The sequence below is a fragment of the Shewanella sp. 3_MG-2023 genome (genome assembly GCF_030548765.1).
Classification (GTDB): Bacteria; Pseudomonadota; Gammaproteobacteria; order Enterobacterales; family Shewanellaceae; genus Shewanella.
Genome location: NZ_JAUOSH010000001.1, coordinates 143,299 through 166,195, shown reverse-complemented (window position 1 = coordinate 166,195; position 22,897 = coordinate 143,299). Strand labels below are relative to the sequence as shown.

Below are 22,897 nucleotides of genomic sequence, written 5' to 3'. Positions count from 1 at the left end.
AGATAATGTTTTAATTCGGCCTGTTAGGCCATATTTACAAACCTTTAAGGAAATAAATCCTTGGTAATTTTCTGCTATATCAGCTAAATGAATTACACTTAAAGAAGCTCACGCGCTGGTCAGAAAACTATCAATAACTGCTAAAAGCAGACATTTAATAGTGAAGTTACTCTGATACCAGCAAAAAGACAAGTTTTAGACTGTGGATCCTACCTGTGATTGTATTTAGATACTTGATCGTTGAAGTTTTAAAAGCCCAATTTGCGATACTTTTGGTGCTGTTAACTATTTTTATTAGCCAGCAATTTGTGCGAGTACTGGGAGATGCCTCTGATGGTGATTTCCCTGCGTCTTTAGTGCTGACGTTATTGGGGCTAAATTTACCGCAATTAACCGTTTTGGTGTTGCCGCTGAGCTTTTTCTTAGGGATATTGCTCGCCCATGGGCGAATGTATGCCGAAAATGAAATGGTGGTGCTTCATGGCGTCGGGATCAGTGAGTGGTATGTCACCCGTGTGACCTTGCTTTTGGCGGTAGCAAATTTAGTGTTTACTGGTATTTTATCGGTTTATGTAGGTCCATGGGCGGAAGAAAGACAAAATCAAGTGCTAGAACAGGCACAGTCAGAAGCCGGTTTAGCAGCAATTACCCAAGGCCGCTTTCAAGCTAGCCCTAATGGCCGAGCTGTGTTGTTTGTTGAAAAAATCACTAAATCTAACGAATTACAAAAAGTGTTTGTGGCTCAGTTACCTGATCCTGAAGACGAAAAAGGCTTAACTAATATTGTGGTTTCAGAAAATGGCCGCGTAGTGGAAGATAAGTTTGGTAGCCAGCAATTACAACTTGATAATGGTACCCGTTATCAAGGTAGCCCGAATAATCTTGACTATCAAATGATTGAGTTTGGTGGTTATAAGATGGAAATTAAAGAGCAAGAAGTGGATGAACGTCGTCGTAAGCTTTCAGCTTTACCGGTTGATCAGTTACTTGCTACGCCAGGCCCTGAAGCAGCAGCAGAATTCCATTGGCGTTTAGCGCTGCCTTTAGCGATTCCACTCATGACCTTAATTGCAGTGCCACTGGCTCGGGTGAATGTAAGGCAAGGTAAGTTTGCCAAAATGTTCCCAGCGATTTTACTTTATTTAGGCTATTTCGGCTTAATGGTTGCCGGCCGTAAAGCGCTTGAGGATGAAGTCATCCCACAAGTATTAGGCATGTGGTGGATCCATGGCTCCGCATTTATTATCGGTATACTCTTACTGGGTAAAGAGCGTCCAAGTGGTGCTAAGTTACTGCAATTACTTAAACGTAAGAAGGTGGCAGTATGAAGATACTCGATCTCTATATTGCCCGAGTGATTATTGGCACATCGGCGTTATGTTTACTTATTTTAACTGGCTTGTCGGGCATCATTAAGTGGGTTGATCAGCTACGTGTAGTTGGCCGCGGTGCTTACACTATGTTTGATGCGATTATCTATGTTATTTACTTAATCCCCCGTGATATTGAGTTGTTTTTCCCCATTGCAGTATTACTTGGGGCGCTGATTGGTATGGGAATGTTGGCATCGAACTCTGAATTAGTAGTAATGCAGGCGTCCGGTATGTCTCGGTTGCAAATTACGATTTCAGCGATGAAAACTGCCATTCCATTGATGATCATTGTAATGGCCTTAGGCGAGTGGGGTGCACCTGTTGCAGAAAGAACGGCCAAAGAGCTACAAGCAACCAAAGTTTCTGGTGGTAGCCTGATCAAATCTCATCGAGGCGTGTGGGCAAGAGACGGTGACTTATTTGTCAATATTGGTGAAGTTGAAACCATAAACACCTTAAATAAAGTGACCTTTTATAAGTTTAATGATCAGTTAGAGTTAACCACCATGACTCAGGCTCAAAGCGCTAAATTTTCTAATGATGTATGGCGCTTATTTGATGTTAAAAATACCATAGTTACTGATAACAAGATTAGCTTCGAATACCAAGAAGAGCGAATTTGGAACTCTACCTTAACCCCTGATAAATTAAGTGTGGTGTCAGTAAAACCTGAAGCGTTAAGCATTCAAGGTCTAGTGGGTTATTTAGATTACCTTGAAGCTAATCAGCAAGATCCGAGTCGTTATGAGCTGGCTTTGTGGCGTAAAATTATGCAGCCAATTACTGTAGCAGTGATGATTTTAGTGGCACTGTCATTTGTATTTGGCCCCTTAAGAACCGTGACAATGGGCGCAAGAGTCTTGCTTGGCGTGGTCGCTGGCTTTAGCTTTTATATTTGTAGTGAGATATTTGGCCCTATGAGTATTGTTTATGGCTTACCCGCCTATATAGGTGCAGGTATGCCACCACTACTCTTTAGTATTGGCGCGTTATATTTCATCAGAAAATAGCCTTTGCCTGATAGGGCGCTTGCTTCTGGCAAGTCTGCAATAATAAATATCCCAATGACGTTAGTTGTTGGGATTTTTTTATATTTACTTGACCACATCAATTTACTTGACCACATCAACCAGGGTTTTATTGCTGTACTCTACCTCTACCTCTACCTCTACCTCTACCTCTACCTCTACCTCTACCTCTAGTTCTGCTTTTAGTTTGAGCCTTAGCCCAAATCGCTGCGCCATGTTAGCGGCTTGATGTTCTACAGCACCAATAAAAAACGCCGTAACCCATAGGATTACGGCGTGTTCTTTGATGGTACTAGTTTATGGCACTAGTTTATGGCACTAGTTTATGGCATTAGTTTGTGCCGCTAGTTTGTGCCGCTAGTTTAAGCGCCGCGCCAATTGCGCATTTGGTTCGCTTCAACCGACAGTACTACGACTTCTGATTGGGTCATTTTATCTTGTAGGGCCTGTTTATCAGGATTGATAAGAATAAATAAGTTACCAATACCAGCCAGTGACCACACCACGCGGGCAAGCGCAGTAACAAAACTTAAGTTTTGTCCATTAGGGTGCTGCACTTTTAAGCGCCATGCTCTCATCCCTAATGTTTGACCGCCGCGGCTCCAAAATAAGGCATAAAAAGCGACGACACAAAGTACGACCCATAACTGATAAATACCTTTATACAGTGGGGTTTGATGCAGTGCATCTGCAATGTGCTCGTAACCATCCATTGAAATAACGCCGCTGCTGGTAAGGCCGACAAACAGGCCAAAACCAATGGCACCGGCAACCATATATACGGCTACAGCCAATAATGAGTCATATATTATGGCGCCACAGCGGCGGATAAAGCTGGCTCTAGGGAAATTAGCGTGGTCTGAATTTATCATGTAAATCCTTTTATTGTTGTTGTCACTAATAATTGGTGATGCCACTAATACAAATGCGCTTAACTCTTAACTCTTAACTCTTAACTCTTAGCGGTTAGTTTTTGACTGTTAGCTTTGCTCGTCATCATCACGAACAAATTTGATGCTACTAAAACCGAAACGGGCAAACTCGGTTTTACGGTAATCTTTTTCTGCTTTAGCCCCTTTTTTAGAGGTCATTGCAATTTGCTGTTCCATAGCCAAGAAGTTGGTTAAATCAATACCTTCAGCTTCAGCCGCAGCTTCGTATAGGTCATGATGTATATCGTAACTGAATGCGATTGTTTTGGTTTTACCTTTAAAGGTATAAATGACTTGGCGAGCCATGGAAACTCCTGAGTTTGGCGGCTTAACATTAGCTTGCTAAGCAACACATACGACTAAGATAAGCTGGCGGTTAAGCATTGATACTTGATTACGCAGCTTTTGAGATTGATACCCCTGAGCAATTTATTTACAGGGGTAAAAATTTGAGGGCTATTATAGCTAAATGCAGCGTTTCAAGATAGCTTTGTCATAATGCAATCAATAAGGATAAAAGATGCACAAAATATCAAGTCTCAAATTGCTGATGGTTAGCTTACTATTGGTAACCTCTAGTGCTGCTATGGCAGGAAAAGAGGCCTTTAAAGCTGGAACTGTGATAAAAGGCTATGGCGAAATCGCGACAATTGACAGCCAACTGGCCTTGCCAAAAGGCATGCAATTTAATATCGCTTTTGATATGAGCAAAGCGGCTAAGGTTGGTGAGGTTAATCGCAGTTTAAATACCCTTGCTAGATTTATTAATATGCATGAGGCTGCAGGGGTTAAATCTAAAGATATTAATTTAGCTATGGTCGTACATGGCAGTGCCGTTGGGGACTTAGCTGATGATGGCTATTATCGCCAGCAACACGGCTTAGCTGCGCCCATCGAAAATGCCAATAAAGCCTTGGTACAGCAATTAACTGAATATGGGGTGAAGGTCTATATTTGTGGTCAAAGCGCAGCGTATTACAACCTTAGTAATCAAGCATTATTGCCTGGAGTTGAAATGGCGTTATCAGCAATGACGGCCCATGCTATTTTGGCGGAGCAAGGCTATAGCCTTAACCCATTCTAAAGCCGTTTCTAAAACCTTTTCTAAAATGTTTGGCTAAACATCATCTTAAAATTCTTTAAGAAACCCAACCAGAAACAAAAAAAAGCGCCGACATTAAGTTAGCGCTTTTCGTTACAGCAGTTAATTAGCGAGTTAAGCCAGCGACTCTACTAATAAACATAACTCTGATAACTGGTTGTTTGGGTATACCAAATAGGTTTTATGATGTTTGATAAGACTGGTTTTTTTATTACCTTGGCTAACCAATAGCCCTTTATTGAGCGCTTGCTCGGCAAAATATTGCTCATCACCACGCACATAGATAGCTAAAGGCTTAATGAGTCTATCTACATCAAAATAGTGCGACAGCTGATGTTCACAAATCACCATACTCGATTGACCATTACCCGCCAGTTTGAGCTTTTTGGCACCTGAGTCTGAAAACGCAGTATCAGTAATAACAAACCATTCGTTGCTATCTAAATGCTCGATAAGCGCATCGATTGCGCCTTTTTCAGATAAGGTGGTGGTGAGCACTTGTTGGTATTGAGTTGCGATACGTTGCAGTAGCTGCGGTAACATGGCGCCAGCGCCTTGGCTGCGAGCCATACGGATCCAGCTATTGAGATCATCTGCAACCATTTTAGGAAAGCGCTTATCCCGTAATGACTCCACCATCCATGCACACAGAAAATGACTTTCTTGGGCTGGGGTTCGCTTGGCTTTTTGCTTTAATGCAGACTCTTGCAAGGCTTTAATCCCTGCTTCAGCTAGGGCCAAAATCGCTTGGTTGTATGTTGGTGCTTGTGTTGTATTTTGCATAAATAACTCCGCCGCAGAAAAATGGGAAGTGCGGCGAGGCTATTGTAGCAAAGGCGAGTTATTGCTGCTGCAAATTATTGCCCTTGCAGTAATTTAGCCGCGGTTAAGATAAGCTCAGGTGCGGGGCGCACTTTATAATTTGGATTTATGTATTGAAAGTGTACCAAGCCGGTTTTATCTGCCAGATAAACTGCAGGCACTGGTAAGACTAAGCGCTGCTCACCTGCAGGTGTGGTCCAAAGAGTATTTTCAACACTGAGCTTGGCGCGGTACATACTAGTGACTTTTTCACTGGTATAAAAGGCAATACCAAATGCTTGGGATGCGGTCATATTTTCATCTGATAGCAATAGGTAATCCAGTTTATTGTCATTCATTGAGGCTTTAAGTTTAGCGGGTGAGTCAGGTGAAATCCCCACTAACTGAAAACCCATTTCAATTAATTTAGGCTCAATAGCTTTAAGTTGGCCCATTTGAACATTACAAAATGGGCACCAACCGCCACGATAGAAAAAGAAGATAGTGGGCTTAGCTGCGGTTAATGCTAGTAGGTTAACCTTACTGCCGGCAACATCTTTAAGGTCAAGGTTCGGGATTTGTTGTCCATTCATTAATGGCATGACGTGGTATTCATCGCTAGCAATAGGTTTAGCCATTGAAGGTAAGCTAAATAAGGCCATTGCGACGACTAATATAAGTTTTTTTAACATGCTGAAATCCATATTCAATTAAAGTGATGATCTTAGTGAGCGCCCTAATTGGCACTTCTTATCGCCGAGTTATACTGGTTATAATATTCGCTGTTACGGCGACAATGATTAGACCTGATCACCACAGTTTTTATTTCATCGAACTTACTTAAAGCGAATAATGAGTTACTTATTGATTTTTAGGCATAAAAAAAGGCGCTAATAGCGCCTTAATATTGAAATAATAAAGGGATGATTACTTCAGTTTTTTGTACTTAACGGTACTGGTTGATTTACCTACCGTTACGCGGCGACCTTGCATGTTACGCTCACCGACAACTTGCTCACCCGCGCTATCAGCACGTTGTTGTTTCTTCGCAAAGCTACGACGCTTTTGAATTTGCTTTAACAGTAATTCACGGCTGCCAACTTCATAACCTGGCGCAGTAATTCGGCGAATTGGTTGACCGATTAATTTTTCAATATCATGTAAGGTGCGCTCTTCTTCGCGGCTCACAAATGAAATTGCGGTACCTGATTTACCTGCACGTCCGGTGCGGCCGATACGGTGCACATAATCTTCAGCAAGAAATGGTAAGTCATAGTTAACAACATAGCCTAAATCTTGAATATCCAATCCACGAGCGGCAACTTCGGTTGCAACTAGCACACGTACTTTACCTTCAACAAATTCACGTAATGCACGGCGTCGACTGCCCTGGGCTTTTTCGCCATGAACCACAGCTGACGGAATACCATCAAGGTTAAGTTCTTTCACTAGCTTATCTGCAGCATCACGGGTGGCAGTGAAGACTAACACCTGTTGCCAGTTTTTAGTGCCAATCAATTCAGATAGTAATTCACGCTTACGGCGCTGCTCAACGGGATAAACCACTTGGCTTACGGTATCTGCGGTGGTGTTTTGTTTGTCAGCAGTAATGACCACTGGCTTTTCAAGCATTTCGTTAGCAAGCTTCTTAACTGAGGTTGAGAAGGTGGCTGAGAATAATAAGTTTTGACGCTGCTTATTCACGGCTTGAAGAATTTTTTGAATGTCGGTGCTAAAGCCCATATCCAGCATACGGTCAGCTTCATCAAGGACTAAAAACTCAACATTTGAAAGGCTTAAGTTACATGCGTTTAAATGCTCAAGTAAACGCCCTGGGGTTGCTACAATAATGTCAGCACCACGTTTAAGCTTTTGCGCTTGGCTAGTCAGCTTTACGCCGCCATAAATGGTCAGTACTTCCATGTTGATGTTCTTGCTGTAATCAGCAATATTGTCAGCAACCTGAGCAGCTAGCTCGCGCGTCGGGGTTAAGATTAACGCGCGGGTATTTGAATGCTGTAACTCACGTGGGTTTTCAACCATTTTTTGCAGCATAGGTAATGCAAATGCGGCTGTTTTACCAGTACCGGTTTGGGCGCTGGCAAGTACATCTTGGCCACGACGAATTGCTGGAATAGCTTGTTGTTGAACGGGTGTCATAGTTTTATACCCGCAATCAGCGATCGCACTTAATATTTCTGGGGCGAAGCTAAAAGATTCAAATTTCATTGGTATCTTGTTCCTATCATTATCACGTCATTCAACAGTTCAGTGGCTAGTTAACTAAAAATATTAGTTTTCAACCTGCCTGAGTATAGTTCATCGTGCTAGTACCAAAACGACTTAGCATGTCATTTTAACATGGGTTTTAAAGTTCGCTAATGGATCAGCGGCGGCGGAGTATAACAAAGTTTTTTGATTAATTCTTAACTAAGTTTTGTGGTCAGTTTTTAGGGCATGATTATGGCGACGTTATGGCAATTAGAAACGGGCTCTGAAAACAAAAATGCCCAATTTAAATGGCTTAAAATTGGGCAAGTATGGGGATAATGACTGAGTTATATTAAAGCTCAGTCGTTACCTCAGTTAACCATGCAAGGTCATCACCTGTGAGCATAGTTGATAAGGTGGTAAACACTTTTTGATGGTAGCGATTTAACCAATCAATTTCAGCTTGAGTGAGTAAGGATTTATCAATTAAACGCTTATCAATAGGGATTAGTGTTAAGGCATCAAACTCCAGCATTTCACGCTCAGCATTAACTAGGCTTGGTGATGGGAGCACAGCCACTAGGTTTTCAATGCGAATACCAAATTCATTAGCGCGGTAATACCCCGGCTCATTGGATAACACCATACCTGGCAATAATGGCACGCCATTCACGTTTTTACCAATGCGCTGCGGGCCTTCATGAACACTTAAAAAATGTCCTACGCCATGGCCTGTGCCATGGTCATAATCAAAACCATGTTGCCACAAGTACTGACGAGCAAAGCCATCTAACTGCTGGCCTGATGTGCCTTTAGGGAATTTGGCTTGATCAAGGGCAATATGACCTTTTAATACTAAGGTGACCATTTTTTGTTGCTCAGCGCTGACGTCACCAATGGCAATAGTACGGGTGACATCTGTGGTGCCATCAAGGTATTGCGCCCCAGAATCTACCAAGTAAATGCTGTTCATGGTCATTTGACTTGGCGTGGCGTCATTATGATTGTAATGACACATAGCGGCGTTAGCACCGGTGGCTGAAATGGTATCAAAGCTTGGCTCACGATACAGTGGGTCAATTAATCTGAATGATTCCAGTTTATCGGCAAGCTGGGCTTCATCATAAAGACGGTTGGCGGCAACTTCCATATCAAGCCAAGCAAGAAAACGGCTTACTGCTGCACCATCACGGATATGACATGCTCGCATACCACTAAGCTCGGCGGCATTCTTTTGTGCTTTTGGCAGCGCGACAGGATCTGAGCCCGCAACTAATATGGCGCCCGCTTGCTCTGCGGTTAGCTGGGTCCAAGCATTGCTGGTATTAGGGTCTGCCAGCAGTTTTACACCGTTAAGTTGCTTAAGCGCTTCAGCTAATAATGATTCATCTTTAAATTCAACGCCAGCGCCCACATGCTCAGCAAAGCCTTGGGGCAGTTTGTTGCTATCAGCAAATAAGGTCATATCACCGTTGGCATTGAGTAACGCGCAGCCTAAGGTGACGGGTAATCTTGGCACATCGTTGCCACGAATATTAAGTAACCAACAGAATGAGTCTAAAGCGGCAATTAATGCCATATCGGCGCCTTGCTTGGCAATGATGTCACCAATTTGTTGACGTTTATCAAGGCTATTACGGCCTGCGCCCTCATGGCTAAATAAGGTAATGGGCTCTGTTGGTAGCATTGGGCGTTGCTGCCAATGGATATCAATTGGGTTTTCAGCAACTGACACTAAGCTAATATCAGCTTTTGTTAATTGATGCTGTGCTTGTTGATACCAAGCTAAGGTATGTAATCGGCTATCTATGCCAACACGTTTACCTTGAGCTAACTTATCAATCAGCCATTGAATTTGCGGCGTATCCGTTAGGCTTTCATAACTAAACAACTGCGCATCAACTTGCAGTGCCACTTGCACTGTGTAACGACCGTCAACAAAAATAGCGGCCGTGTCTTTTAAAATAATAGCCATGCCCGCCGAGCCGGTAAAACCAGTAGCCCAATGCAGCCTTTCATTGCGCTCAGGGACATATTCACCGAGGTATTCATCTGCTCGGGGAATAATAAAAGCATCGAGATTTTGTTGCGACATGGTTTGGCGAATGGCGTCAAGGCGCTGAGTGATCGTATCTGGCATGGTTGCTCCATTGGAGGTGGCTGATTGATTCAGTCTTATTAAGGTAAAGCGATTATCGCAACGGCGGTTTATTTTCAAACAAAGCGCTGACGATAGTCATCATCTGCAGGGTAACCGCAGCGAGTGTAATGTTGAAATACAATTGATAATTTATATTGTATACATTTTGTGGTTGAAGTTTACACTATGCGGATTATCGGATCACTAATAGAATAAAATTTGCTTATCTAGCATTAATTATCGGAGCGTACTATGACAGTCGGAGTCGGAACCCAAACCCCACAACAAGCATTAGCGAGTTTGTCAGATATGACCCATGATGTGGCTGCTATTGGGGTAGGAGAGTTTGAACAGCGAATTAGCCAAGCACAGCAATTAATGCAGCAACAAGGCATTGAAGCCATCTACATTAATGCTGGCACTAACCTGTACTATTTTACCGGTACTCGCTGGTATGCTAGCGAGCGTATGGTTGGGGCGATTATTCCTGCCTGCGGTGAGCTTGAATATATTGCCCCTGCATTTGAGCTTGATACCTTACAAGGTTATATGGCCGTCAAGGGCAAGGTGAATACCTGGCAAGAAGATGAAAGCCCTTTTCAGTTATTTGCCGACATGCTAGCAAATAAAGGCATTAATGCTGGCAAGGTGGGCATTGATGAAGCCAGCGCTTTCTTTATTTTTGATGGTATTCGCAGCGCCAATGAACAACTCAATTATGTGAATGCCAAAAGCATCACTGCCGGTTGTAGAATGATTAAATCGCCAGCGGAGCTGGCCTTGTTGCAACGAGCTAAGGACATGACCTTAGCGGTTCATATTGCTGCCGCCAGTATCTTACGTGAAGGCATTAGCACCAAAGAAGTGGAAGATTTTATCCATCAAGCCCACATCAAGGTTGGCGCGCCAGCAGGTTCATATTTTTGCATTGTATTGTTTGGCGAAGATACCGCTTACCCCCATGGGGTTAAGTCGCCTAAAACACTGGATTTAAACGACACGGTATTGATTGATACCGGTTGTCAGCTAGGCGGCTATAACTCAGATATTACCCGCACTTATGTATTTGGTGAGCCAAGTGAGCGCCAACGTGAATTATGGAATTTAGAGCAACAAGCGCAACTGGCGGCGTTTGCTGCTGCGACTATTGGCGCAACGTGTGCAAGTGTTGATAAAGCGGCTCGAGAAGTAATCGTTAATGCAGGTTTTGGCCCAGGTTATGATGTGCCAGGCTTACCCCATCGCACCGGACACGGAATTGGCTTAGATATTCATGAATGGCCCTATTTAGTGCTAAACGATCACACCCAGCTAGCAGCAGGAATGTGCTTTAGTAACGAGCCGATGTTATGTGTACCAGGTGAGTTTGGCGTTAGACACGAAGATCATTTTTATATGACTGAATCTGGCGCTGTGTGGTTCACCCAGCCGGCTAAATCAATTGATGATCCATTTGGGCTAAGCTAGATATCGACATCACTATTTAGTGAGTTGCGATAAACAATATAGATGAACCAATAAAAAATCCCTTGTAGCTTGGCTATAAGGGATTTTTATTTTCTGGCGCTTAAACCTTAAACCTTAAACCTTAAACCTTAAACCTTAAACCTTAAACCTTAAACCTAGAGGCTTAAACTTAGTCGCTAAAACTTAGTTGTCTAAACTTAGCCGTCTAAACTTAGCCACTTAAATTGTGATCTTTAGTCAGAGTAGATTTTTAGCTGATTTCATTCTTAGTTTATTGCTAATAGCTCAACTTCAAAAATGAGTACTGAACCGCCTTGGATTTTACCTGCTGAGCGATTGCCATAAGCTAAGCTGCTAGGAACAAAAAAGCGGAACTTATCGCCCACTGACATTAATTGCACCCCTTCAGTCCAGCCAGGAATAACCCGATTTAGTGGGAAGTCGATACTTTCACCACGTTCAACCGAACTATCAAATACCGTACCGTCGATAAGTGTGCCGTGATAATGAACGGTCACTGTGTCAGTCGCTTTTGGATGCTCAGTTGCATCACCTTTATGCATTATTTCATATTGTAGCCCTGACAAGGTGGTAACGACATCTGGATTTTTTTCATTTTCTAATAAGAAAGCATTGCCTTTAATGATGTTCTCTTTCGAGGCTTTTTCATTGTTTGATTGCGTGTAAAAGTAAAAGATGATCCCTGCGATCACACAAACGGACAAAATGATTTTCATAACTTCTTCTTATGGTTGCTAGCAATAAATGAATGGTACTCACCCAAGTGCAGTGGGTAAAGTGCAGCGGCGTTTTTTTAACGGCTAAATCATGATTTTTAACCCAAAGAGCTTAGTTAGCGGTTTAGAAACATACCACATAAGTTTTAGCACAGTTAAAGCCCTTGATATTGCAGGTAAGCCAAGCCCGCCAAAGCCAATATATTGATAACTATGCTGCAGAGGTAAATCCACTTAAAAGGTGTTTTCTGGGTTTTGTGCCTAAATGTTTGTTGAGCCAAAAGCCCTGCAGGCCAGCCACTAAGTAACGCAAAAAGGTGTAAAGTGCGCTCTTGTGTTCGCCATGTTTGTTTTGCTGCTGCGCGTTTATCAAGCCATGTAATCAAAAAGCTTAACAGGTTTATCGCGGCAACATAAATTGCCAAAAATGGCCAAATGCTATAACTAAAGAGTGCCATCAAGCATAAGCTGATTAGTGCAAATATTTTCATCAGTGTCATGAATCCTTTTATTCCAAAGTATCAACTTTCATTTTAAATATCAGCTTAACAGCTAGTTTTTAACCCAGTCATTTTTTTGAAACCAGCTTACGCCAAAGTGACTCTAGCGGGCCTTGGCTAAAATAGCGCAAATAAAGCGGCGCTAACAGCAATTGCAGCCCACTTAAGCCAAGTGCAATTAAGATATAGTCAACTCTATCAAGGCTGGCGTTAAGCTCAGGCATAAGATAACGAAATAGGCTGACACCTATGATGGATTGTAAAATATAACAACTAAAAGCCAGCTTTCCCACAGCTTGAAAAGGCGCGAGCACTTGAGTGGAATTTTGACAGACTTTTACTATAAGGTGTAAGTAAATCAACGCCATAGGAATTGCACTTAGCATCATCACTATTGCTGAAAACTCAACTAAAATAGCGTTTGAACTGAAGCTTAACAGGCTATCTAGGCTTGATAATATAATGGCCGCAATAGCGCACTTGATTAAGGTTGTCCGCTCTAATCCATGTTCAAATGCCCCTTGTTGATAAAGTGCCATTCCCCACATCATTAGCCCCCCTAAAAACCACATTAAGGTTAACGGTATAATCAGTAACATGTAACCGACTTGGTTAAGTTGTAATAACACTATGTCACTATAATTTGCAGACCATGCTTGCAGCTGCTGAAGGTGGAATTCAGAGCCGCGATAATAATACTCTGGCTCTACTAACAAGCTCAGCAAGGCCATAACGAGCAGCGAGCCAACAATAAATTGATTAGCCCGTTTTTTTAACTGGGTGATATCGCCGTTGAGGTAATTCAGGGCTAAAAATGCACTAAAGGCATAACTGAGTAATATATCGCCGCCCCAAATAAAAATGCCATGGAGTAAACCAAATACTGCAAGCCATATTATGCGCCGTTTTAATAATGGGTAGGCCACTAAACTAGCCGCCTCGTAGCGCTTATATTGAATATATAATCCAGCGCCAAATAGGATAGATAGCAGCGAAATAAAGCGCCCTTCAAGGAAGAAATTACTAAAGACTTCTAAAATGATGTCTGATTGAATTTGAGGGTAATGCTGCGCATAGCCATAAAAGCTATTGTTCATAAAAAAAATGTTCATGAACAAAATACCAATAATGGCGATGCCTCTGAGGGCATCCATATTGGCATTGCGATTACCGTGACTTTCATTAATGGTTAATGACGCTGGTGGTGGCTGTTGAAGTGTATCTGAGGTTAATGCATTAGGGCGATTAATATGAGTTGAAGGATCCATTTCGAGTTCATATCTTTGTTGATTAATTATTGTAATAAAAGACTAACAGCCTGCGGTTAAAATTGATACAGACTGTTAGCTGAGACTACTTAGCGGGTTTTTCTGAAATCCATAATTTGATGCTGCCACGAACAACCACTTTGCCTTCAGTATCATAGGCATTAACCGGTACTAACATATCGCCCACTTGCCATTGCTCTGGGGTGACTTCGGCAACACATAAAATATCTGTGCCTGCTTTGGCGCTGTAATCAACCGACATGCCTTTTGGGATCCAGCGTAAATGCTTTGGAATAGACGCTTCTGCCATCACGCCCATGGCCATCTCTAAACCATTACAAATAGCAATAACGTGCACGGTTTTTATGTGGTTGTGTACCGCGCGACGTTTTTTAACTAAAACAGCACAGTGGTTCACTCTTAATGCGGTCACGAGAGGGCGCACGGTAGCAAAGTAGGGCGCTGTTCTTGATACCATCATTGAGAATATTTTATTACCGAAAGGGTATTTAGTGACTTTGTGATACAAGGCTAATACGTGATTGGGTTTATCGTGACTCATAGCAGTCCTTTAATGATTCTAAACGTAGGATTAATGTTGTTTTCAGCCATCTGGTTTTATTTTTATCTGGTCAGATGAGTTTTTGGGGCTTGAGTTTAACATCCTTGTAACGGCTTGCACATAAGCGAATGATATTGATAAAAGATATATTCCTTCACTGAGCTTAGTGCAGGTATAATTTGTTTTATATTGTCTTACTGCTAACCAAGTCACATGACTTTCAGTTTATAAACGTCCAACATAAGATGTTTATCGGCTGGCTTTAAGATAAGGTTTTATCAGGTATTTAAGCTTGTATTTCTCACCTCTAAGGTGTGTTCATTTTATTAATAAGGATTGGTTTTGCATCATTTATTAAATTACTTCAAAGGCATGGCGATGGGCGCAGCCGATGTTGTACCTGGCGTTTCTGGCGGCACAATTGCTTTTATTACGGGCATTTTAGACCCGTTATTAGATGCGATTCGTAAAATTAATCCTTCACTTTTTGGCATTATTAAGCAGCAAGGTTTTAAAGCGGCTTTCATGCACATTAATGGCCCTTTTTTGGTTTGTGTGTTTGGCGGGATCCTAACCAGTATCTTCACGCTGGCAAAACTCATTTCTTGGTTGTTAACTAATCATCCTATACCGGTATGGTCGTTCTTTTTCGGGCTGATTTTATTTTCTGTTGTTCATATGCTTAAGCAAGTGAAAGGGATTAACTTGCTCCAAGTGGCATTATTTATCTTAGGTGTCGCCTTTGCTTGGGCTATCACAGTGCTTAATCCCATTGAGCTTGAAGTGAGTTATTTTACCTTCTTTATATCTGGCTGCATTGCCATTTGCGCGATGATTTTACCAGGTATTTCAGGTGGTTTTATTCTGTTGCTATTAGGTATGTATCCAGCCGTATTAGCTGCAGCCAAAGGCTTTGATATTTTAATGCTGGCTTGTTTTGCCTGTGGTTGTGTTGTGGGCTTACTGAGCTTTAGTCATGTGCTTTCAGCCATGCTACGTAAGTTTCATGATCAAACACTGATGTTTTTAACTGGGTTAATGTTAGGCACCTTAGGTAAAATCTGGCCATGGAAAGAAGTCCTCACTTGGCGTGAAAATTCCAGTGGTGAGCTGGTGGCACTCACAGAGCAAAACTTATCACCAATGCAGTTTGAGCAAATAACTGGTGAGCCATCTCAATTAACCGCTGCGATTATTTGTCTAATTGTTGGTATCAGCTTAGTTTGGGGCTTAGAGAAGTTTGGGCAAAAACACTCGGCTTAAAGCGAGGCGTATTAACTCAAGCGAAAAACATTTTTAGAAGGGCTATGCAGATATTGCGTAGCCCTTTTTTTATGGGGTGGGACAATACTTCTATGTTTACCTTAGCATTGTTAACCTTAGTCAGAACTTCTTGAAAATTAACTGCAAAAGAGTGATTGCTTAAATTGAGTTCAGGACTAATATCAATAAAAAAAGATGATCTATTTAATGATAGTAATCGTAAATATTTCTACGCCATAAGTAGTCGCCACAAGGAGTTGTATAGTGAATAAAAAAATCTTTAAACCTGAGAGAATTCAGATAGGTATCAGTAGTTGCCTGTTAGGGCAAAAAGTAAGATTTGATGGCGGCCATAAAAACTCAAATTATTGTAATAAAGATCTCGCGCCATTTTTTGATTACATCAGCGTATGCCCTGAAATGGCCATAGGTATGGGCGCGCCACGCAAAAGTATTCGCCAAGAAATTGATGGTGATAAAATTTTTGTTAAAAGTGCAGATGGTAGTATCGATGTTACCGACAAACTTGCTGAGTTTAGTGAAAAGCGGGTTAAGGAACTCAACTTTATTGGTGGCTATATTCTCTGCGCTAAATCGCCAACCTGCGGTATGGAGCGGGTGATTGAGTATAAATACGGTACCAATAATGGCACTAAATCTGGTGTGGGAGTTTATGCCAGAAAATTAATGGAGACCTATCCCCATTTACCCGTGGAAGAAGAAGGGCGGCTACATGATCCTTTGATAAAAGAGAACTTTATTACCCGCGTCTATGCTTACCATGAGTGGCATTGCTTGCAAGCTGAAGGCTGGACTAAGCACAAACTCATGCAGTTTCATGCCCGTTATAAATACCTATTAATGGCTCACAGCCCACAATGGTATCGTGATTTAGGGCCAATCTTAGCGCAGATTGATGATCTTGAGGCCACAGCACAAACCTATTTTGAAGGCTTTATGACGGCGTTAAAGATCAAAGCGACGCGAAAAAACCATACCAGTACCTTGCAGCACATTCAGGGCTATTTCAAAAAGCATCTGTCTAAAGATCAAAAAGAAGAGCTTACCGAGTCGATAATGAAATACCGTGAAGGGCTATTACCATTATTGGTACCAATAACCCTGATTAACCATTATTTACGTGAATACCCTACGCCATATATTGAAGGGCAGGTATACCTAAATCCGCATCCTGAAGAACTGAGGTTGCGATACGCTTACTAAGTTGTAATAAACGTGGTCGTATTAACCCTGCGGTTGGTGTAAACCAGACAAGATTTTAGCTAAGAGGTTGTATTAATGAATAGCTTAATTTGGTTTAGGCAAGACTTGCGTCTTGCTGATAACCATAGTGTTGTTGAAGCTTTTGAGCTGGCTCGTCAAACAAATGGTCAAGTTAAAGCGATTTTTATTGCCAGCACTGAGCAGTGGAAAAGTCATGATGTCGCGCCGATTCAAGTGGATTTTATTGAGCGCCATGTCAACCTATTAGCCCAAAGTCTAGCTGCATTAGGGGTTGAGTTGGAGGTGATAACCTTACCTTGGTTCGACGATGTTATGGACTGGATGCCGCAATACCTAATCGATAATCAAATAGATCAGGTATTTGCCACCCAGGAACCCGAGTTTAATGAACGTAAACGCGATCAACAGCTTATTGATATTGGTGTACCTATCCAGTTTATCGCTCAAGATTGCATTGTTGCTGCAGGGGAGGTCACTAATCTTGCAGGCAAGATGTACAAGGTGTTTACCCCTTTTTCTAAAACCTGGCGTGAGATAGTGTCATCTAGGCGAATTGCCCCTGTGGCAGTGCCAGCGGCTATGGGGCCTGCGCTTAAGGCTCCAAAGACAATTGCATTTGATTACCCCAAAGTCTCTAGTCAGCATTGGCTTGCAGGCGAGGCTGCCGCTAAAGGCATTTTAGACCGTTTCTGCGCTAATAATTTACAGGATTATTTAGCAGAAAGAGACTTTCCTGCCTTAGACAGTACCAGCCGTTTATCGCCTTATTTAGCCATCGGGGTGATTAGTGCTAACCAATGTCTCGCCTCAGTATTGAACCGTTTTCCAGATGCATTAGTGGATGATACTAGTCCTGCTAAAACCTGGGTGAATGAGTTGGCTTGGCGTGAGTTTTATCGGCACCTGTTAGTGGCATTTCCTGATTTGTCTAAAGGCAAAAACTTTAATGAAAATGGCAGCAAAGTAAATTGGCGTAATCATCCCCAAGAGTTCAAAGCTTGGTGTGACGGCGTAACCGGCTTTCCCATTGTTGATGCCGCAATGAGGCAGTTAAATCAAACCGGTTGGATGCATAATCGTTTGCGCATGGTGGTGGCGAGCTTTTTAACTAAGCATTTGTTGGTGGATTGGCGTTGGGGCGAGCGCTATTTTCGACAGCACCTTATCGATGGTGACTTGGCTGCCAACAATGGCGGTTGGCAATGGTCTGCTGGTACGGGCTGCGATGCTCAGCCCTATTTTAGGGTGTTCAATCCTATGAATCAAAGCAGCAAATTTGATGCAGATGCGAGCTTTATAAAACACTATATTCCAGAATTGGCCGCGACAAGTTTAAAGCAAATTCACCAACCTAGCTTCACAAACGGTGATGACTTGTTTGCAGTGCCGACAATGTCAGATTATCCGACTCCCATTGTCGAGCACAGTATGGCACGCAAAAGGGCGATTGAAGTGCTTAGTTCGCTAAAGCGATAACTCGCTCAATGAAGACCGCTGTTGGTTTTTATTTTGCAAACGAGTAAATTTAACCCCGTTAAACTTTTCAAGTTGGGTCCTGTTTCAAACAGGACTCGCTGAAATTTGTCATATCACTCCCAGATAATATCCCTTCATAAGTCACTGTTTTATAATATTCATTTACACCATCTCAATGCACTGATTAAATGTTAGAGCAATTTCGACTGTTAATCGTTTCTTAAGCTAAATTTAAATCAGGTAAGTTTGTTGGTCATTGAGAGCAATCTTTTTTGCGTGGGATCACAATTTTAAATCGGTTTTTAACATCGATGACTTTAAAGATTGCTGCTTGCTGCAGAACAACATATCATAAACATATATTTAAAATGCATGTTAAGTGCGTCCACAAAAAGGCTTGATTACTATGCTCAATATTGACGACCCAGCAGAAATAGAAAAAACCGCTGCTATTTGGCGCTTAGCTTTTAGGCCTTTTTTCTTAGGTGGCGCAGCACTGGCAATGTTGTATATCCCATTATGGTTAATGGGCTGGTTTACCCCGCAATACAGCCTATTTAATAGTAATTTTTGGGCAAATGTATTGCCTTTATGGTGGCATCCCCATGAATTATTGTTTGGCTTTGCCATGGCCATTGTATGCGGTTTTTTATTAACCGCAGTACAAACCTGGACCAATCAACCTAGCCTTAAAGGCATCCCTCTGGCGATTACTTTTACCAGTTGGCTAATAGCTCGATTATTGTTGTTATTGCCGATGGATATTCCACTGCTGTTACCGGCATTTTTTGATAGCGTGTTTTTAGGGATTGCAGCGTTCACCATGTGGCGTTGTGTTTATCGAGTGAGGCAATGGCAAAACATTGGTTTTTCAATCATGTTAACTGTTGCGCTTATAGTTAATCTTGTGAGTTATTACGCATTAAACGAACGCAATTTTATTTTAGCTAATCAAATTTGGCAGGGAATGTTATTTTGGCTGGCTCTGCTTATCACTATTGTGGGTGGGCGGGTTATTCCGTTTTTTACCGCTATGCGTTTAAAGGTCACCAAAGCTCAGCCAATTAACATGCTGGAAAAGAGCTTATTAGTAATAATGGTACTTTTGGTGGTTCAAGCTATATTTAAGTTACTGCCTGTAGCTGTTGAGCAAGTGTTGTTATTGCTAGCAGGTACGCTGCATTTAGTTCGATTTAGCCGTTGGTTACCCCACAAAACCCTGTCTGAGCCGATGTTGTGGTCATTACATGTGTCTTATTTGTCACTGCCACTATCGCTACTGGGGTTAGGTTGGTTTATCAATGATGACTATGCTTATCGAAGCATGTTGCACTTATTTGCTATTGGTTGTGTCGCATCTCTATGTTTAGCCATGATTTCAAGAGTGTCACTGGGTCACACCAGTAGAAATATTTATCAAGGGCCTAGCATGGTATTGGCGTTTGCCTGTTTACCCATAGCTGCAATATTTCGTGCCATTATGCCTTTGCTTTTACCCGCTCAAACCCAGATGTGGTTGTGGTTAGCTGGTGGTTTTTGGTTTATGGCATTTGGGTTATTTGTGCTGCATTACAGCCCAATACTTACTCGACCTCGTATTGATGGCAGGCCTGGCTAAGCTGGGTCAGCTAAAAGTGAAGTCACCGTTTTAAGCAATTTAAGTCGTTAAAACTATAGAATTTATACTAGTCAGTTATGTCAGTTTGTAATATTAAGGAAGCACAGTGAACAAACGTTTATCCCTAGTTGCCCGAGATTTAGTGGTTAAATCAAAGGCAGTAAAAGCAGTATCGGTATTATTAAGCTTGAGTTTTTTTGGCGGCGCGGTGGCGTCACAAGCCAAGGATATTTTTGAAACTAAATTTCCTGAACATTATGAGTCATGGGCGGCAACTGAAGAGCAGTCTGAACGTGAAGATATGTTAGCCCAGTATCCAGCTAACATCATCTTATGGGCTGGTTCATCATTTGCCAAAGAATATCACAGCCCTAGAGGTCATCAATTTGCTGTTGCGGATGTGACGCAAACATTACGTACTGGTGTGCCACCAAAAGAAGGCGAGAAAGGCACCTCTGCCAGTTGTTGGACCTGTAAAACCCCTGATGCACCAAGACTAATTAATGAGTTAGGCTTTGAAGGTTATTCAGCAAAAAACTTTACCGATTTAGGTACTGAAATTAAAAGCGTGGTTTATTGTAGTGATTGCCATGAAAACGGTTCTGAAAAATTAGCCCTACCAAGGCCTCATGCTCAGAATGCGATGAATAAAGTGGGTCTGCCATTTGCGGAACAATCAGTTTCTATGCAGGGTGCACAAGTTTGTGGCCAGTGCCACGTGACTTATTATTTCCAGCCTGAAAAAAGTAACGTAGTAAACATGCCTTGGATCTTCGGTAGTACAGCTGATGATATTGAGAAGTACTATGATACCCGCCGTTTTTTCGAGTGGATTCACCCTATTTCTAAAACGCCAATACTCAAAGCGCGTCATCCAGAATTTGAGCATTGGAGCCGAAGTAAGCATGCTGAACATAACGTAACCTGTATTACTTGTCATATGCCTGCGGAAGAAAATGAACAAGGTGAGACATTTACCAGCCATAAGGTTGATAAAGCATTACCGTATTTTGATCAAACCTGTAAAGGCTGTCATCAAAGTAAAGACGAAATCACAGCTAAACTGAACAGTGATAAACAAGAAATTGATGCCATGGCACGTAAGGTTGAGGGCCTATTGGTTAAGGCGCATTACGAAGCTAAAGCGGCTTGGGATGCTGGTGCAAATTGGCATCAAATGAATGAAGGCATCATGGGGATTCGTCACGGACAGTGGCGCTGGGATTTTGCCATGGCTTCACATGGTTTATATGCCCATAACCCAGATGAAGGTCGTGAGTTATTAACTAAAGCTATTGAGCAAGCAACCGCTGCGCGTGAGTCTATTGCGGGAGTCCTTAGATTGCTTAAGGTTACCGAGGTGCAATACCCTGACATTAGCAGTAAAGAATCTGCTCATGCTGCGGTTGGAATTGATGAAGTTAAGTTAAGCGAAGAGAAGCAAAAATTCATCAAAGAAGAAGTTGAGAAAAACTGGGACCCAATTGCTGCAAGAGGTTACCAGTGAGCTAAATTTATTAGCTTAAAATAGCGATAGAGACTGATATCGCCAAAGCTGATTATTGTGTTTATTAAAGGCGCTTAGTGAAAACTAAGCGCCTTTTTTATTGTGATCTGCAGCGACTATCGTTGCGTATTAATCATTAACAATCCGATTAAGTAGCATTATTTACTTATTGAAAATCAATGATTATTTAAGTTATTTATCGGTTAAACATAGGACAAAACGTGCAACTAAGCTTACTATTAATCTTGCAGTCGCAATATGACAGCTCGATTTGATTACCAAAGTTTGCAAGGTTTAGCTAAGCGCCACCTAGATTGCTATTAGTTAATCAGCTAATCGTTATTTGAGGTGGTAAAGGAGACATAATGCCAAGTACTGCCAATACCGTAAGTCATTTAACTGAGCCAGCCAGCAATAATGATCTTGCCAGACCACAAATAATTGATGACTTTATCGGCATGTATCAGCAGCTAAATAAAGACAGCTTACACTTGCTCAATCAGGTGTATAGCGATGAGATTATCTTTCAAGATCCATTACACAAAGTTGAAGGTATTGAACATCTCAGCCTGTACTTTGCTAACCTTTATGCCAACGTTGACCATATTGAATTTGATATCAAAGAGGTGAGCTGTAGCCATCAGCAGGCCGCCGTTTTCTGGGCAATGCACTACCGCCACCCTAAATTAAACAACGGCCAACTCATCACTGTTGAAGGAATGAGCCAGCTTAAATTTAGCGATAAAATTACAGCCCATCGCGATTATTTTGATCTTGGCAGTATGCTGTATGAACAACTCCCGTTAGTAGGTCGGTTGATTAAGTTCATCAAAAACAAGGCGTCAGCATAATGGAACAAGCTAACTCTCATCAGGGAAACCTTCATCAATCAGTAGCAAGACCTGCAGTGTTAATCACCGGGGCCAGTTCTGGTATCGGTTTAGCACTATCGATGCTTTATGTTGAAAAAGGCTACATGGTATTTGCTTGTGGCCGTAATGAGGAGCGCTTAAATGCCATAAGTGGCGTTGTGCCGCTTGCTTTTGATATTAACGATAAAGCGCAAATTCAAACCGCAGCGCAAACATTATCAGATAAATTAGCCGCATCTAACGCGAAATTACAGCTGGTTATTCTTAATGCGGGTAGTTGTGAATACATTGAAAATCCGCTGCGTTTTGATGGCGCTTTATTTGAGCGAGTGATTCAAACTAATGTCATCTCGATGGGTTATTGTTTAGAGCATTTTTTACCGCTAGTGGCCATTAACGGCAGAGTGGCATTAATGAGCTCAAGTGCGACATACCTGCCTTTCCCAAAAGCGGAAGCTTATGGCGCCTCAAAAGCGGCGGTAAATTACCTCGCTAGCAGTCTTCGCCTTGATTTAAAAGCATTTGGTATTGGAGTCAGTGTTATTTGCCCAGGCTTTGTTAAAACGCCTTTGACCGATAAAAATGACTTTGCTATGCCCATGCAAATTACTGCTGAAAAAGCGGCAATAACAATATTTACAGAATTAAAAAAAGCTAAGGATGAAATTCATTTTCCGAAGCGATTTACCTTATTGCTTAAGGGCTTATCATGTTTACCATCGGCACTGATTAATAAAATTTTAGCGCCGAAAATAAGTTAAGCCTGCTTGAAAAATTAACAATAATTGAAATGCC

At 41.9% G+C, this 22,897-nt stretch carries 21 protein-coding genes; 11 read left to right on the top strand and 10 right to left on the bottom strand.

All coding sequences use genetic code 11. From position 1 onward, the window contains the following. The first annotated feature begins 215 nt into the window (after positions 1-215). Both lptF and lptG read left to right on the top strand, forming a co-directional pair. On the top strand, positions 216-1,328 hold the full coding sequence (gene lptF / locus Q4591_RS00755) for an LPS export ABC transporter permease LptF (protein WP_102438799.1): 1,113 nt from the start codon (positions 216-218) through the stop codon (positions 1,326-1,328). After that, positions 1,325-2,383, top strand: coding sequence for an LPS export ABC transporter permease LptG (lptG, locus tag Q4591_RS00750; protein WP_102438797.1), 1,059 nt, complete (start codon positions 1,325-1,327; stop codon positions 2,381-2,383). The genes lptF and lptG overlap by 4 nt, the downstream gene beginning before the upstream one ends. A 380-nt stretch (positions 2,384-2,763) precedes the next feature. On the opposite strand, the gene Q4591_RS00745 is transcribed toward lptG, so the two are convergent. Further along, on the bottom strand, positions 2,764-3,273 hold the full coding sequence (locus tag Q4591_RS00745; protein WP_102438796.1) for an RDD family protein: 510 nt from the start codon (positions 3,271-3,273) through the stop codon (positions 2,764-2,766). Between the two features lie 108 nt (positions 3,274-3,381). Further along, positions 3,382-3,639: a DUF2960 domain-containing protein gene (locus Q4591_RS00740; protein WP_102438794.1), complete on the bottom strand. Its 258-nt coding sequence runs from the start codon at positions 3,637-3,639 to the stop codon at positions 3,382-3,384. A 214-nt stretch (positions 3,640-3,853) separates the two neighbouring features. Here Q4591_RS00740 and Q4591_RS00735 point away from each other — a divergent pair, with 214 nt between their 5' ends. After that, positions 3,854-4,417, top strand: coding sequence for a DsrE family protein (locus Q4591_RS00735; protein WP_102438792.1), 564 nt, complete (start codon positions 3,854-3,856; stop codon positions 4,415-4,417). 132 nt (positions 4,418-4,549) lie between these two features. On the opposite strand, the gene Q4591_RS00730 is transcribed toward Q4591_RS00735, so the two are convergent. The 4 genes from Q4591_RS00730 to Q4591_RS00715 all read right to left on the bottom strand — a co-directional run bounded on the left by Q4591_RS00730 (position 4,550) and on the right by Q4591_RS00715 (position 9,587). Next, positions 4,550-5,218, bottom strand: a complete 669-nt coding sequence (locus tag Q4591_RS00730) for a DUF2913 family protein (protein WP_102438790.1) — start codon at positions 5,216-5,218, stop codon at positions 4,550-4,552. Positions 5,219-5,292: 74 nt separating this feature from the next. Further along, positions 5,293-5,928: a peroxiredoxin-like family protein gene (locus tag Q4591_RS00725; RefSeq protein WP_303458862.1), complete on the bottom strand. Its 636-nt coding sequence runs from the start codon at positions 5,926-5,928 to the stop codon at positions 5,293-5,295. 235 nt (positions 5,929-6,163) lie between these two features. Beyond that, a complete protein-coding gene (locus Q4591_RS00720) occupies positions 6,164-7,465 on the bottom strand; it encodes a DEAD/DEAH box helicase (protein WP_076541129.1) in 1,302 nt (433 codons plus the stop codon). A gap of 334 nt (positions 7,466-7,799) precedes the next feature. After that, entirely contained in the window at positions 7,800-9,587 is a 1,788-nt protein-coding gene (locus tag Q4591_RS00715; protein WP_102531565.1) for an aminopeptidase P family protein, read from the bottom strand. A gap of 252 nt (positions 9,588-9,839) precedes the next feature. Here Q4591_RS00715 and Q4591_RS00710 point away from each other — a divergent pair, with 252 nt between their 5' ends. Then, positions 9,840-11,054: a Xaa-Pro peptidase family protein gene (locus Q4591_RS00710; RefSeq protein ID WP_303458860.1), complete on the top strand. Its 1,215-nt coding sequence runs from the start codon at positions 9,840-9,842 to the stop codon at positions 11,052-11,054. 266 nt (positions 11,055-11,320) lie between these two features. Here the strand turns inward: Q4591_RS00710 and Q4591_RS00705 are convergent, their stop codons facing one another. The 4 genes from Q4591_RS00705 to Q4591_RS00695 all read right to left on the bottom strand — a co-directional run bounded on the left by Q4591_RS00705 (position 11,321) and on the right by Q4591_RS00695 (position 14,121). Then, complete coding sequence (locus Q4591_RS00705; RefSeq protein ID WP_102475551.1) at positions 11,321-11,791, bottom strand: FKBP-type peptidyl-prolyl cis-trans isomerase; 471 nt, start codon at positions 11,789-11,791, stop codon at positions 11,321-11,323. Positions 11,792-11,946: 155 nt separating this feature from the next. Beyond that, positions 11,947-12,249 carry a DUF1294 domain-containing protein gene (locus tag Q4591_RS20115; RefSeq protein WP_368501184.1) on the bottom strand — a complete coding sequence of 101 codons (303 nt, stop codon included), beginning with the start codon at positions 12,247-12,249 and terminating at the stop codon, positions 11,947-11,949. Positions 12,250-12,359: 110 nt separating this feature from the next. After that, the gene (locus tag Q4591_RS00700) at positions 12,360-13,559 is read right to left on the bottom strand and encodes a DUF418 domain-containing protein (protein WP_303458858.1); all 1,200 of its coding nucleotides are present in this window, start codon (positions 13,557-13,559) and stop codon (positions 12,360-12,362) included. Between the two features lie 85 nt (positions 13,560-13,644). Further along, entirely contained in the window at positions 13,645-14,121 is a 477-nt protein-coding gene (locus Q4591_RS00695; protein ID WP_102438779.1) for a hotdog fold domain-containing protein, read from the bottom strand. A gap of 342 nt (positions 14,122-14,463) precedes the next feature. On the opposite strand from Q4591_RS00695, the gene Q4591_RS00690 reads away from it, so the two are divergent. From Q4591_RS00690 to Q4591_RS00660, 7 genes are all read left to right on the top strand, one after another. Continuing rightward, the gene (locus tag Q4591_RS00690) at positions 14,464-15,384 is read left to right on the top strand and encodes a DUF368 domain-containing protein (RefSeq protein ID WP_303458854.1); all 921 of its coding nucleotides are present in this window, start codon (positions 14,464-14,466) and stop codon (positions 15,382-15,384) included. 264 nt (positions 15,385-15,648) lie between these two features. Then, complete coding sequence (locus Q4591_RS00685) at positions 15,649-16,608, top strand: DUF523 and DUF1722 domain-containing protein (RefSeq protein WP_303458851.1); 960 nt, start codon at positions 15,649-15,651, stop codon at positions 16,606-16,608. Positions 16,609-16,683: 75 nt separating this feature from the next. Next, positions 16,684-18,105: a deoxyribodipyrimidine photo-lyase gene (gene phrB / locus Q4591_RS00680; protein ID WP_303458848.1), complete on the top strand. Its 1,422-nt coding sequence runs from the start codon at positions 16,684-16,686 to the stop codon at positions 18,103-18,105. Positions 18,106-18,511: 406 nt separating this feature from the next. After that, positions 18,512-19,723 (top strand): NnrS family protein, encoded by a 1,212-nt coding sequence (locus Q4591_RS00675; protein WP_303458950.1) that lies wholly within the window; start codon positions 18,512-18,514, stop codon positions 19,721-19,723. A 187-nt stretch (positions 19,724-19,910) separates the two neighbouring features. Continuing rightward, positions 19,911-21,230, top strand: a complete 1,320-nt coding sequence (locus Q4591_RS00670) for an ammonia-forming cytochrome c nitrite reductase subunit c552 (RefSeq protein ID WP_303458948.1) — start codon at positions 19,911-19,913, stop codon at positions 21,228-21,230. A 458-nt stretch (positions 21,231-21,688) separates the two neighbouring features. Then, positions 21,689-22,081: a nuclear transport factor 2 family protein gene (locus Q4591_RS00665; RefSeq protein ID WP_303458946.1), complete on the top strand. Its 393-nt coding sequence runs from the start codon at positions 21,689-21,691 to the stop codon at positions 22,079-22,081. Beyond that, a complete protein-coding gene (locus tag Q4591_RS00660) occupies positions 22,081-22,863 on the top strand; it encodes an SDR family NAD(P)-dependent oxidoreductase (RefSeq protein WP_303458843.1) in 783 nt (260 codons plus the stop codon). Before Q4591_RS00665 ends, Q4591_RS00660 begins: the two co-directional genes overlap by 1 nt. Positions 22,864-22,897 lie beyond the last annotated feature (34 nt).